Raw genomic sequence first — 13,212 nt, 5'->3', positions numbered from 1 at the left:
TGCACCGCCCGGAGCCGTGTCGCCTGACGTTGCGCGCACGCATGACAGGGACGGATAGCTCCCCCGCCGCGGCACAGCGGGCGTCGGCGCCGAATGGCGATGGGCACGCGCACCTGGACCGCTCGCTGACACATGGCGTGGCGTGGATGGGATCGGTGAAGTGGCTCAGCCAATTGTTGGCGTGGGCGAGCACCTTCATCGTGGCGCGCTTGCTGACGCCGGCGGACTACGGGCTGGTGGGACTGGCCACGATGTATCTCGGGATCGTGACGCTCCTGAGCGAGTTCGGGATAGGGACGACGGTCGTGACCCTGCGCGATCTGTCGCAGGATGAACTGGCGCAGATCAACACGCTGTCGCTCCTGTTTGGCGCGGCGGGCTTCGTGGTGTCGTGCCTGGCCGCGCCATTGCTCGCCGCCTTCTTCGACGCGCCGGGACTCACCTGGGTGGTGGTCGCAATGGCGGGGATCTTTCTCATCACGGGCGTGCGCGTGGTCCCGCAGGCGATCCTGCAGCGCGACATGCGCTTTCGTGACCTGGCCATCAACGATGGCCTGCAGTCGGTGATCCTCGCGGTCGGGGCAGTGGTGTTCGCGTCGATGGGGTTCCGCTACTGGACGCTGGTACTGAGTTCCCTCCTGGGCGCGCTGCTCTCCACGATTGGGGTGTTGCGGCTGGTGCGCGTGCCGTTTCAGTGGCCGCGGTGGCGGGCGCTGTCGCCCGCGCTGCGCTTCAGCCAGCACACCATCGTGGGACGTCTGGCGTGGTATGTGTACCAGAACGCCGACTTCTTCGTGGCCGGCAAGCTGCTCACCAAGGACGCGCTGGGGGCGTACCGGTTCGGGTGGGACGTGGCGCATACGCCGGTCGAGAAGCTTACATCCCTGGTGGGCGGGGTGACGCCGGCCATCCTCTCGGCGGCGCAGCACGATCGCTCGGCGCTCAAGCGCTACATCCTGCGTATCTCCGAGGCGTTGGCGCTCCTGACCTTCCCGGCAACGATCGGCATTGCCCTGGTGGCCGGCGACCTGGTGCCGCTGGCGCTGGGGGACCGTTGGGTATCGATGGTCGCGCCGTTGCAGCTGCTGGGGGTCGCGGCCGGCATGCGTTCGGTGGCGCCCATCCTGCCGCAGGTCCTGGTCGTGACGGGGGAGAACCGGCAGATGATGCGCATCAACGTCGTCGGGGCGATCGTGATGCCGGTTGCCTTCGTGATCGGCGCCAAGTGGGGGACGACGGGGATCGCGATCGGCTGGCTCACGGCGTACCCGCTCTTCGTGCTCCTCCCGTTGGCCGTCCTCACGTTCCGTCAGGTGCACATGTCGTTCGGCGAGTATCTCCACGCGCTGCGGGCACCGCTCTCCGGCGTGGTGGTGATGTCCGCCGCCGTATGGAGCGCGCGCTTCCTGCAGCCGGACGACTTCGCGCGGCCGTGGGCGCTGGCGACCGACATTGCGGTTGGCGCGGTTGCCTACGGTGCCACGCTCCTTCTCCTGCATCGCGAGCGCATGCTCGCCATCGTGTCGCGCATTCGCGGGGCGATGTCGTGATCCGTCCCACCCGTTCGCGTCGCCCGTCCTCGTGACCTCCCCTTCCTCTCGCTCGCGTTCCTCGCTCACCGCTCCGTTCCACATCGCGACCGGGAGCACGCGCGAACCGGCTGCGGCCACGCGACGCCTGCTCCTCGTGAGCTACGCCTTTCCGCCCGACTCGAGCATCGGTGCGTTGCGATGGGAGAAGCTGGTGGGCTACGCCGCCAGGCGCGGGTGGCAGGTCGACGTGATCATGATGGACCCCGATGCCGCCGACCTGCGCGACGATTCGCGCTTGGCGGGGCTCCCCGCGGGCACCAGGCTGTGGGGGGTCGCTCGCCATCTCCCGTCCATCCGCGTGGCGGAGCGGTGGCTGCTGCAGCGACTCAAACGATTCCGTGCGCCTGCTCCGCCGGGCGTGCACGTCTCGGCGACCGCCGCGCCAGCGTGGACCGGGCCCATCGTCGAGCCCGGGGTCAAGGGGCGGCTGCGCGCCGCGCGGCGTGGCTACCTGGCGCGCATGCACTACCTCGAGTGGTCCAACTGGGCGCGCGATGCCGCCGCGCTCGGCGTCGCACTGCATAACGAGCGTTCCTACGACCTGGTGGCCAGCTCGGGCCCCCCGCAAATGGCGCACGACGCCGCCCGCCGCATTGCGGCGCGCACGGGGATCCCGTTCGTGATGGACCTTCGCGACCAGTTCTTCTACGAGGACACGCAACCACCCGAGTTGCGCAGCTACACGTGGCGCAACCTCACGCGGCGCTACGAGACGCGCTGCGTCGACGCGGCGGCGCTGGTGGTGATGAACACGGCGGCCATGGAGGTCATCATGCATCATCGCTACCCGCACCACGCGGGGAAGATCATGACGGCGATGAACGGCGCCGACCCGGACGTACACAGCGCGCATCCCCCGGTGGCGCCATTCACCATCACGCACGCCGGGAGCCTCTACAACGGTCGCGACCCGCGCCCGCTTTTCCGCGGTTGTCGCCGCGCCCTGGACCTGCTGCCGGACGTTGGTCCCGATCGCTTTCGCGTCTGCTTCCTGGGAGGCGACGTATATGAGGGGACTCCCGTGGCCGAGATCGCCGCGCAGGAGGGAGTCGCGCCCTATGTCATCGCCGAGAAGTTCCGCCCGCGTGCGGAGGCCATTCGCCTGCAGGAGGAGTCGGCGGTACTGGTCGTGCTCCCGCAGTTCCAGGAGGAGTGCATCCCGGGAAAAGTCTTCGAGTACGTGCAGCTCTCCTCGTGGGTCCTCGCGCTCACCGACCCGGGGACGGCGATCGACCTCACCCTTCGGGACACCGAGGCCGACGTCGTCCCACCGAGCGACGCCGACGAGGTCGGCCGCCGCATCGCCGCGCGCTTCCGCGCGTTCGAGGGCGGGGTGCGTCCGTCGCCGGTGAATGTGGACGGCCGGTTCGACCGCGAGGCGCAGGCGCGTATCCTGTTCGACGCGATCGACGATCGCGTCCTGTCCCCCCGGAGCCGTTAGGCGTCGGCGCTCGGCGAGGGTTCGTGCGCTGGCAGCTCCGGCGTCGACGCCGCGACGCCCTGATGTCGCGCCTGACGACGCTCGCGCACCCGGCGGGCCATCGCGCTGGTCCAGTCGGCGATGCGCGCGCGGAGCGGGTGCGGCGCCAAGGCCCATTCCTCGCCCAGCGAGACTTCATCCTTGGAGAAGCCGCGCTTGAAGTGCGAGATCCCGCCTAACGCGTCGCCGCTTCCGGGCTCGCCCGGGGTCACGCCGCCCAGGTCGAACCAGGTACCGCCCGTCCGCTTTCCCCAGAGGACGATGTCCCAGATGGCCGGATAGAGGATGGGGAGCGAGACGCCGGGGATGCGCGCCGACGCACCAGTGCTGTACTCGACGCGATCGCCGTGATGCATCCCCCAGGCGTAGCCGACCAGGTCGTCGGGCTCGCGCCCGGCGCCGCGAAAGACGGCGGCGACGCGCGAGCGCTCGGGGCGGTCGCGACAGAGCGCGAAGATCGCCCCCCAATCCTTGTCCTGCGGGGCCGCACCAGTGCGCGCGAGCGCATCGACCAGCAGGGCGTTCATCCGGCTTCCATAGCGTTCGTCGCGCGGCTCGCCGAGGGCGACCGTCTCGAGCCCCTGCTTGGCGGCGAGCCGGATGTTCTGTCGCCCGCGACGGCTCAGCGCCGCGAACATCTCCTCCTCCGTCGGGCGCAAGTCGATCGACAGCGTGCGCTCCGACACCCGTTCCGACGGAATGCGCCGGTAGCCGGCCTCGTGGAGGAAGCCGGAGATGGTTCGGCGCGCCGCGTCGTCGCTCGTCTCGACCTCGACCACCACACGCAGGATGCGGGGATGCTGCCTGGCGAAGTCAGACACCGCCAGCAGCAACGCACGCCCGTCGGCACCGGCGTACCCGCTCCCCACCCCCTCGACGCGGGCCACACGATGCAGCGGCAGGGCGCGCGTGGCGGTGAGCGAGATGCCCAGCAGCGACCTGACGGCGCCGGTCTCGTCGCGGGCGATCGCCACGTGGTCGGCCGGCGTACCGAGGTGTCGCGCCCACGCCTGGCGCGACGGGAGCGGGAGCGGAAACGACGCGGCGTCGAGTGCACGCTCCGCCGGGAGCACGGCCGGGTCGGTCGCGCGCACCACGTCGCAGCGAAACGAGCCTTGATTGCGGCTGGCGGTCGCCGCCGGCGGCCGGTCACTCATGCCGCAACGGCTCGCAGCGAGGGGTGAGCCACTGTCCCAGCAGGCGCATACGCGCGTGCGTCCCGACGCGCACCATCCCGACCTTGGTCATGTTCTTTCGCGGTGCCTCGTTCCAGTCCTCGTGCCAGGCCCACAGTTCGCGCGCCCCGCGCTCCAGCGCCACGCGCGCGGTCTCGCCCATCAACGCCCGGTTGACGTGTCGCCCGCGAAAGCGCGGGACGGTGTACGCCGAATAGAAGATGGCATCGTCGCGCGTGAGGGTGAGCGACGTGCCGGTCTCGGACAGCGGCCACTCCGCCGCCCCGACCCACACCATGTTCCATCCCGCCACGGCGCCGTCGAGCCACGCGAGGAGGACCGAAACCCCGGCGCGATCCTCGACCAGGTACGGCCGCAGCGCCCGCAGCACGTCGTCAGCTGCACCGGTGAACTCTCGCGCCTCCTCCAGCGACAACAGCGAGAAGCGACACGTCTCGACGTACGCACGCGTTGTCGCGTCGGCGAGGACGGCCTCCAAGGGAACCCGGTAGAAGACCAGTTCCTTCCGGCGATAGATGGCGTCGGCCACTCGCTCGACGGCAAGACGGAAAACGCGCCCGGGACCGTGCCGGCGAAGGGCGTTCCCGATGCGCGACATGGTGCCGGACGCTGACGCGCCGTTCAACGCCTGACGCGCCGCTTGAGGTCGATCACGCTCAGCGCACCAGCGCGATTGAGCGTGTGCGGACCGCTGATGCCACGCTCCTCCCCACCGGCCAAGTACTGCTCCTCCACTTCCGCATAGTCGGTCGGGGTGAGCGTGACGATGCGACGCAGCGAGATGGCCCCGCCGTACGTGCGGGAGCAATCCTGCGCCGGCCGGAGGAGCGCACCGTCACGCCGAAAGAGACGCCCCGCCGGACGCGCATATCGCACATCGGAGACGACCGGGCTCCTGGGATGCGGCGTCCACGGTCCCAGCGGCGAGTCGGCGTAATACAGGAGGAGGTCGGTCCACGGCTGCCGCTGCGGACGCGCCTCACAGGCAAACATCCACCATCGCCCATCGATCGCCTCGATCGTCGCATCCATGAGCATCGGCCCCTCGATCAACGTGCGATCGAAGACCCACTCGTACGGCGCACGCACGGCGCGATACAGCTCGAGACGCCCCTCGAGAGCCGTTTCGGGGAGAAGATAGGTCGTCCCTTCGTACGTGAAGATGTAGGGATATGACAGGTGATACGGCTTCTTCAGGATCGTGGTCGCTGTCCCCACCGGACCATCTGCGCCCAGCTCCAGGACGGCCAGCGTCCCCACCCCCTCGGCGAAGATGAGTTCCTCGATGAGGAGGTACTCCTTGCCGCCGACGCAGAGCGGAAAGGGATCGGCCCAGAAACGATCGGCAGGGGGAGCGATGACGTTGTAGCGTGCAAGGTCGATCTCCGGTGCCAACGCCACCTCGGCCGCGGACGGCGCAGCCGTCGTAGCGCCAGCGCTCCGATGATAGGCCAGGTACCACTGGTCGCGCGTCTGGCGCGCACCCGAGACGTAGCGCAGGTAGCGCATTCCGAGCCCAGCGAGCGACGGCGCGAGTGGTGGAAGCGCAGGAGCCGCCTTCCCGCCCGCATTCGGCGGGGGGTACACCGCGACCGGATTGGCCTGTTCCCCGCGCGTTGCCGCCGCCGTGCGCTCGTGAAGGATCGCGCGCGCCAGTCGCTGCAGGAGACCAACCGCCTGAAGCGCCGCGATGGCGCGCGTACGCCCCGCCGAAAAGACGTGCGTGTTGGTCATCGACTCGATTGCCTGCGCCGTCTGTTGGCCGTCGGGGGCGATCAGTTCGAGGCGCACGTTGATCACCGACTCGCCGGTCACGACCTCGCGGAATCCCACGTCCGGACTGGCAGTCCCGCGGATGCCGCCCAGCGCGAAGACCGCAGCGCCTTCCCGCGCGTAGCGGGCACACGCGCCCGGCGCCACCGCGTCTGACAGGACGAGGATGACATCGGCCGACGCAGCACTCATCGCGTCACCTATCGTTGCCGGCGGCGTGATGGTGGTTACCTGCACAGGACCGGCGACTGGCTTCAGCGACGCGGTGTCGAAGGGCTCGGAGGGCGGGCGGAAGCGCGTGCGATCGAAGACGTCGTAGGCACGCCGAAGGAACGGGCGGTTGTCCCGTCCCTTCCCGCCCCCCGCGACCATGCCGACGGCGACGATCGTCACCACCCCAGCCACCACCGCTTCCTCGATCCCCTGCACCACCCATCGCGGCTGCTCCCATGAATCCGCAACCAGCGCGAGGCGAATGGTCGAATCGGGAGCCCGTTCGTTCACCCCCAAGCTCGAGACTCCGGCGGCGCTCACTGGGTCGCGCCGGTTCGGGCTCGGTACGTCGGACGAGAACGTGATGACGGGGAGCGGTGGCGAACGGAGATCAGGCGGTCGTCGGGTGAGAGAAAGGGTGACAAGCGAGGTGTGATGCGTCGTTGTCGTGCCGTCGAACGGGCAGAGTCGTGGCGTGAATGATCGCGTGGCGCCCAGTCATTTGCCAGCCGAGCAAGTCGGTAACCGGGGTGTGTTTGCACTGTCCGTGCCGCTGAAGATTCCATTGCGCGTGTCACCCGCGCATGTTGCGATGCCCCCGCCGGACGATTGGTGACGGTTGTCACATCCGACCGGTACGGGGCGTGCAGATCGACCTGATCGCTTCTTTTTCACCCCGTCGCAGCCCCGTTCCCGCCGCCGTCATGCCCATTGCCATCGAGCGTCGTCCCCAGGGCGGCGTCTGCACGACTCGCCGGCCGTCGCTATCGTCGCGACGACCGAGTGGCGCGCGGGGATGCGCGTGAGCGGACCGACATTGGCGATGCCGCGAGAGCGCGGGGCCAGCTTTCTGTACGACGCCTCGATGGCGAGGGCACTGGCGCTGACGATCGTCGTCTCCCACGCGGTGCTTGCCTGGTACCTGCGCTCCCCTGGTATCGTGTTTGGCGAGGACGATGCGACGTATCTACTCCTCGCCCGCGAGTTGCGCCACTTCTCGTATCGCGAGGTGCAGGACATCGCGGCGCCGATCCACGCGCGCTTCCCGCCCCTCTATCCATTGCTGCTGGCGGTGGTCGGGTGGCCGGTGGGCGACCGTCTCGACGTCCTCTACGCCCTGATGGCCTGTTGCTCGGCCGCGACGTTGCTGCTGTTCCACGATGCCGCGCGGCGCGCCGTTGGTGAACAGGTCGCGCTCGCCGCGCTCGTGGTGACGGCGTTCAATCCGGGGATGCTCTGGATTGGCGGGAACCTCATGGCCGAGGCACCCTTCACCCTGCTGGTGACGCTCGCGCTCTGGGCGCTGGTGCGCGAGGATGAGTCGCCGCGCTACGCGCTCCTGGCGGGGATTGCGGTCTACCTCGCGGCGCTGACCCGGACGGCGGGAGTCGTCTTCATCCCGGCGCTCTTTGCCTATTGGGTCGCGCGAGGGCGCTATCGACGCGCCGTCTGGTTTGGCAGCGTCGCGCTCGTCACCGTCGGCGGATGGCTGGCGTGGACGTTTGCCGCGCCAGACCCTGGAAGCCGCCGCCTCTACATTGCCGACATCGGTGCGCGCGGGCGCGACGCGGGGCGGTCGTTCCTTCTGGAGATGCTCGGGCGCATGCCCGGACGCGCGCGGCTGTACCTCCTGCGCATGCTCCCCGACGCCCTGGCGCTGGCAGTCGTCCCGGGAACGCGCGTGGACAACGTGGCGTGGCTGGTCGCGACGCTCGGCTTCGGTGCCGCGGGTGTTGGCGTCCTGCGCCGGCGCTGGCCCGCCCTCGTCGCCTTCCTCGCCGCGTACGCGGCGCTCCTGCTCGTGTGGCGCCACGCCACGCCGCGCTTCCTGACGCCGGTGACGGCGCTGCTGTTCACGTTGCTGCTGGCGGGGTGCGCATGGTGCGGCGAGCGATGGCTTCCGTCGGTCCGCCGCTGGGTGGTCCCGGCCATCGCCGCGTTGCTGCTGGCGGGAGCGCTGGCGCGCGATGCGCGGGCCGTCGCCGCGATGCGCGCGTGTGACCGCTCACACCCGGTCGACGCTCCCACGTGCCTGTCGCCCGACGAACGGGAGTCGATGCGCCTCGCCGCCTGGGTGCGCGATTCAACTCCGCCCACGGCGCGCCTCTTCACGTCAAAGGAGCGTGCGTTCTATTGGCATACGGGGCGTCGCACCATCAACGAGGACCGCGCCCTGCGCGAGCACCCCGACTCGCTGGCGGCGTATCTGCGCGCGCGCGAGGTCGCGTACGCGATCGTGGCCCCGGTGGGCGTCTGGCAATGGCTGCACAACGACCTGCTGGCGCGCGCCTGTCGCGACTTCGACGTCGTGCACTCGGTCTCGGACCGGGCGATGGTATTGCACCTGCGCGCCCCCGGTGAGGGCGACGACGGGGGAGCGAGCTGCCGCGCGCTCGCCCCCAACCGCGTGGCAAACCCCAGGCGCCCGTGACGAGCTTCGCGTGACTCGCCTGGCGCGCTCGCTCCCCGCACTGGTGGTCCTGGGCGGCATCGCCATGGCGACGCTGTCGCCGGGGACGATTGCCGAGGCCTCGACTCCCATGTTCTGCCTGGTGTGCGGGAGCCTGGGAACGGTCGACGTGATCCTGAACGTCGCGCTCTTTCTCCCCCTGGGCTGGGCGCTGGCGTTTGCGGGGATGTCGTGGCGACAGGCGATTGTCACCTGCTTGGCGACGTCGCTGGCGATCGAGAGCTTGCAGTTCGCGGTGATCGCCGGCCGCGATGCGACGATCTCCGACCTGCTCACCAACACGCTCGGCGGGGCGATCGGGGCGTGGACCATGGCGCACTGGCGTCCCCTGGTCGCGTCGGAACGCCGTCAGGCGCAATGCGCGTCGATGGGCTTCGCGGCCGCTGCGCTGCTGATCATGGCGGCCACCGCCTGGCTCCTGCGTCCCGCGCTCCCGCGCATGCTGCTGTGGGGGCAGTGGACGCCGCAGCACCAGCAGTTCGAGCCGTACTCCGGTCACCTCGCCACGTTCGCCGTGAACCGCATCCCCATTCCGTACGGCCTCATCGCCATCCCCGACTCGGTGCGCACCGCTTATCTCCGTTATGAGGCCGTGCCACGCATCGAGTTCCTGAGTGGGCATGCACCGCAGCGCACCTCGGCTATAGCGCGCATCGGTGGCGAGCGCTGGGAGCTGTTTCTCCTGGGGGCGAGCGGCGAGCGCTTCGTCTTTCGCGCCAGCTTGCGCACGCGATACCTGCGCCTGCGTACCCCCTCGGCCGCCGTTGCCGGTGCGCTGGGCGGCGCCGGAGAGAACGTGACGGCGGAGGCGCAGCTGCAACGCGACGGGTGGCGTATGCGCGTCTCGAGGCCCTCGGGGACGGTGGAGCGACTGGTGCCGTTCTCGGTCGCGCTCGGCTGGTCGATGCTCCTGCCGTTCGAGCATCCCATGGAAGCGCACGACGTGTGGTGGTCGGCGGTGTGGCTTGGCGCGCTGGTCTTTCCGTGCGCCCTCTGGGGGGCGCTGGCGCGACTGGGGCCGACAACGACAGGCAGCCGCGGCCGCACCCTCTCGTTTCTCCCCGTCGCGAGTGTGGCCGCCGGGCTGGCCGTGATCCCGTGGGCCGCGCACTTTGCCCCAGCATCACCGATCGAGTGGGGAGGAGTGCTGCTGGGTGCAGCGCTGGCCACGTGGCTCGCGCCCTGGCTGAAGCGCCGGGCGTTGCAGCCGTCACTGCAGGCGGAGGATGGCACATGAGCGGAGCGCGCGCCATGGGAACCGAGACATCCCCGAGCGACGGTCTCGCCGGCGACGGCCTCGCCGGTGAAGTCTCGCGTACCGTGGCAGCGGCGCGCGCCGCCCAGCCCGCATGGCAGGCGTTAGGCACCGATGCGCGGGCAGCCATCGTCGAGCGCTTTCGCCAACGACTGTTCGAGCGTCGACAAGAGGTGGCTGCGCTCATCTCCCGCGAGAACGGGAAGCCGGTTCCCGAAGCGACAATGGCCGAGGTCGCGACGTCGCTCGACCTGGCGCGCTTCTACGCGCGCCTGGCGCCGAGCCATCTGGCTCCCCGCCACCTCACCTCATCGACGCTCGCGCTGTGGCGCAAGCGCATCACGATCTCGCACGTTCCCTACGGCGTGGTGGCCGTCATTGCGCCGTGGAACTACCCGTTCATGCTCCCGGCGGGGGTCGTCATCCCGGCGCTGGTGGCGGGCAACGCGGTCATCCTCAAGCCGTCCGAGCTGACGCCTGCGTGCGCGGTGCTGCTGGGCGAGCTGCTGCACGAAGCCGGCGTCCCGCCAGGCGCAATGCAGGTGCTCCCCGGTGACGGCGCGGTGGGGGCGGCCCTCGTGTCGGCGGACGTCGACAAGGTCTTCTTCACGGGCTCGGTGGCCACCGGACGCCGCGTCGCCGTGGCATGCGCTGAGCGCTTCATTCCCTGCGCGCTCGAACTGGGCGGGAGCGATCCGGCCATCGTGTGCGACGACGCCGACGTGGAGCACGCGGCGAGCGGGCTCACGTGGGGGCGCTTTGCCAACGCCGGGCAAACGTGCGTGGCGCCAAAGCGGGTCTTCGTCGCCGCGTCGATCCACGACCGCTTCGTCGCAGCGCTGCAGCAGCGAGTTGGCGCCCTGCTGCCGAGGAGCGCCGGCGGCGGGACGTACGACGTGGGGGCGCTCATCCAGCACTCGCAGGAGTCGGTGCTGGCATCGCAGCGCGACGACGCCACGGCGCGCGGGGCGCGGGCGTGGCGCGCCTGGGGCGAGGGTCGCCCCGGGCACCAGGCCTCTGGCGGCGTCTTTCCGCCCACGCTCCTGCTCGATGTTCCGCCAGCTGCACGAGCGCTGCACGAGGAAACGTTCGGCCCCCTCCTCCCCATCGTCGCGGTGCGCGACGACGAGGAAGCAATCGCGTTGGCAAATGCGTCGCCATTCGGGTTGAGCGCGAGCGTGTGGAGCCGCAACCGCGGCCGCGCGCAGCGCATCGCGTCGCGGTTGCAGGCGGGGACGGTGGTGATCAACGACGTGACGTTGATTGCGGGAGTGGCCGAGGTGCCGCACGGCGGCATGAAGGCGAGCGGCTCCGGGCGGGCGCACGGCGTGTTGGGGCTGGAGGAGTGCGTGCGCACGCAGACCGTGGTAGATGACCTGTTCACCGGGTGGCGGCAGCCGTGGTGGTTTGGCTACGGCGACGACACCGCGGCGCGCGGCGACGCCTACCTGCGCCTGGCGCACGGTCGGTCGATCCTGCAGCGACTCTCCGGGGTAGCACGAGTCCTCAAGCTGATCTTCAAACCCGAGCGTCCCGTCTGACTCGGCCACCTCCGTGGCATTCGGTGCAGCCGCTCCTGACCGTGCGCGTGCGTCGACGGCGCGCTTGATGCCCCCGCTGCGATCCGCGAGAATTCATCGTGCCTTCGTTTCTCCTTGCCCTCGACGCAGTCCGCCGCATCCTCAGCCTCGCCCTCTTTGGCGCCGGGGCGGCGCTCGCGCTCGTGTGCCTGATCGACTGGCTGGTCCGCACGCGACGTCTCAACCCGTTCGGAAAGGTTGCCCGCTTCTTTCGCGAGAGCGTGGAGCCGCTGATGGCGCCGGTGGAGCGCCAGATCGTCCGGGCGGGGGGGCTGCCGAGCAACGCGCCGTGGTGGTCGCTGGCGATCGTCGTCTTGGGCGGGATCGTCTTCCTGTCGCTGTTCGACTTCGTGCGCGAGCAGGCGGGGGCGTTCTACTTCGCCTCCCAGACGGGGTCGCGCGGGATCCTGCGCATGCTGATCCAGTGGACGTTCGCGGTGCTGCGACTGGCGCTCATCGTGCGCGTGGTCTGCTCCTGGGTGCGCGTGTCGCCGTACTCCCCGTGGGTTCGGTGGGCCTTCACGCTGTCCGAGCCAATCCTGCGCCCGTTGCGTCAGGTGGTGCCAACGCTGGGCATGGTGGACATCACACCGATCATCGCCTATCTGCTGCTGGGGCTCCTGGAACGGGTCCTGGTAGGGCTCACGTGACCCATGCCGCCAAGGCGGCGGGCGCCGGCAAGGTGAGCGCGGTCACGGTGGAAGAGCGTGCGGGGGCGGTACGCTTCCCCGTGCGCGTGCAGCCACGCGCCTCGCGAACGGAGCTCGCGGGCGTCCAGCAAGGAGCGCTCAAGGTGCGACTGCAGGCGCCGCCCGTCGAAGGGGCGGCCAATGAGGCCCTCGTGAAGTTTCTGGCCGACGTGCTCGACGTCCCGCGCCGCATGATCCGAATCGTTGCCGGCGACGCCTCGCGATCCAAGGTTGTCGAGGTCGCGGGGCTATCGCCGTCGGCGGTCGAGCGCTTGGTGGAGGGGCGCTGAGCGATGCTCTTCCTCATCGGGAGCGACGACGCACTGCTCGAGGGGCTGGCGCAACTCCTGGCCGGCGCCGGGCACAAGGTGCAGGTCACGCACTCGGTGGCCGAGGCGGAGGAACTGGCGCAGACGGTCCCGCCGCTCCTGGTCGTGATCGATCGCGACTCGGTGGCGCCTGACGGTGGCGAAGCGGCGGCGCGGATCCCGCTGGCCTCGGGGGGAGCCTTCGTCCTCTACCGCACGACGAGCGACCAGACGGCGAACCTCGCACTCGCCCACGGGATCGCGCGCCAGACCCTGGCCGATCTCGCGCTTCCGTTGGAACGCCAACGACTGGCGGCGCTCGCGCAGTACGTGCGCGCGCGGGCGCGGGAGAGCGGTCGCGTGCGATTCGACACCCCGCCCGAGCGGCGCGCCCCGAAGCTGCCGTAGGGGATCGCGCGCCGTCGAGGCGCCGCGCGCCGTTGAGGCGCCGCGCGCCGTTGAGACGCCGCGCGTCGAGAGGGCGCGCTTGTCGGCGGCGCCCCCATTCGCTATTCCTCCATACGCAGGGCGTTGAGCGACTCCTGGCCGCGTCCTGTGACAATTGCATGATCGTGGCGATTTCCCGGCAAATTGCGGCCACGTAAAACAACTCGCTAAAGCGCCCGCCCGGCGCCCTTCAGCCCTGGGCTCTTTTT

The 13,212-nt window shown here is 70.0% G+C and carries 11 protein-coding genes and 1 riboswitch; of the genes, 8 read left to right on the top strand and 3 right to left on the bottom strand.

Annotation, left to right across the window (positions count from 1 at the left end; all coding sequences use genetic code 11):
* Nucleotides 1–41: 41 nt before the first annotated feature.
* Nucleotides 42–1,550 carry a lipopolysaccharide biosynthesis protein gene (locus tag IT359_02765; GenBank protein ID MCC6927892.1) on the top strand — a complete coding sequence of 503 codons (1,509 nt, stop codon included), beginning with the start codon at nucleotides 42–44 and terminating at the stop codon, nucleotides 1,548–1,550.
* Between the two features lie 31 nt (nucleotides 1,551–1,581).
* Complete coding sequence (locus IT359_02760) at nucleotides 1,582–3,033, top strand: hypothetical protein (protein MCC6927891.1); 1,452 nt, start codon at nucleotides 1,582–1,584, stop codon at nucleotides 3,031–3,033.
* On the opposite strand, the gene IT359_02755 is transcribed toward IT359_02760, so the two are convergent.
* Genes IT359_02755 through IT359_02745 form a run of 3 tightly spaced genes read right to left on the bottom strand, consistent with a single transcriptional unit; the run spans nucleotide 3,030 to nucleotide 6,575 of the window.
* A complete protein-coding gene (locus IT359_02755; protein MCC6927890.1) occupies nucleotides 3,030–4,229 on the bottom strand; it encodes a hypothetical protein in 1,200 nt (399 codons plus the stop codon). The genes IT359_02760 and IT359_02755 overlap by 4 nt on opposite strands.
* Nucleotides 4,222–4,866 (bottom strand): GNAT family N-acetyltransferase, encoded by a 645-nt coding sequence (locus tag IT359_02750; protein MCC6927889.1) that lies wholly within the window; start codon nucleotides 4,864–4,866, stop codon nucleotides 4,222–4,224. The genes IT359_02755 and IT359_02750 overlap by 8 nt, the downstream gene beginning before the upstream one ends.
* A 23-nt stretch (nucleotides 4,867–4,889) precedes the next feature.
* Nucleotides 4,890–6,575, bottom strand: a complete 1,686-nt coding sequence (locus tag IT359_02745; protein MCC6927888.1) for a hypothetical protein — start codon at nucleotides 6,573–6,575, stop codon at nucleotides 4,890–4,892.
* Nucleotides 6,576–7,056: 481 nt separating this feature from the next.
* On the opposite strand from IT359_02745, the gene IT359_02740 reads away from it, so the two are divergent.
* The 6 genes from IT359_02740 (at nucleotide 7,057) to IT359_02715 (ending at nucleotide 12,964) form a co-directional block, all read left to right on the top strand.
* Nucleotides 7,057–8,685 carry a glycosyltransferase family 39 protein gene (locus tag IT359_02740; GenBank protein MCC6927887.1) on the top strand — a complete coding sequence of 543 codons (1,629 nt, stop codon included), beginning with the start codon at nucleotides 7,057–7,059 and terminating at the stop codon, nucleotides 8,683–8,685.
* A gap of 10 nt (nucleotides 8,686–8,695) precedes the next feature.
* Nucleotides 8,696–9,961 (top strand): VanZ family protein, encoded by a 1,266-nt coding sequence (locus IT359_02735; protein MCC6927886.1) that lies wholly within the window; start codon nucleotides 8,696–8,698, stop codon nucleotides 9,959–9,961.
* 14 nt (nucleotides 9,962–9,975) lie between these two features.
* On the top strand, nucleotides 9,976–11,520 hold the full coding sequence (locus IT359_02730) for an aldehyde dehydrogenase family protein (GenBank protein ID MCC6927885.1): 1,545 nt from the start codon (nucleotides 9,976–9,978) through the stop codon (nucleotides 11,518–11,520).
* Nucleotides 11,521–11,618: 98 nt separating this feature from the next.
* Nucleotides 11,619–12,209 (top strand): YggT family protein, encoded by a 591-nt coding sequence (locus IT359_02725; protein MCC6927884.1) that lies wholly within the window; start codon nucleotides 11,619–11,621, stop codon nucleotides 12,207–12,209.
* On the top strand, nucleotides 12,206–12,538 hold the full coding sequence (locus tag IT359_02720) for a DUF167 domain-containing protein (GenBank protein ID MCC6927883.1): 333 nt from the start codon (nucleotides 12,206–12,208) through the stop codon (nucleotides 12,536–12,538). The genes IT359_02725 and IT359_02720 overlap by 4 nt, the downstream gene beginning before the upstream one ends.
* A gap of 3 nt (nucleotides 12,539–12,541) precedes the next feature.
* Nucleotides 12,542–12,964, top strand: coding sequence for a hypothetical protein (locus IT359_02715; GenBank protein MCC6927882.1), 423 nt, complete (start codon nucleotides 12,542–12,544; stop codon nucleotides 12,962–12,964).
* A 154-nt stretch (nucleotides 12,965–13,118) separates the two neighbouring features.
* Nucleotides 13,119–13,195: riboswitch (SAM riboswitch) on the top strand.
* Nucleotides 13,196–13,212 lie beyond the last annotated feature (17 nt).

This window comes from Gemmatimonadaceae bacterium (genome assembly GCA_020852815.1).
Taxonomy (GTDB): domain Bacteria; phylum Gemmatimonadota; class Gemmatimonadetes; order Gemmatimonadales; family Gemmatimonadaceae; genus SCN-70-22.
Note: the sequence above shows the minus strand (reverse complement) of the source record. Positions and strands in the feature narration are given on the sequence as shown.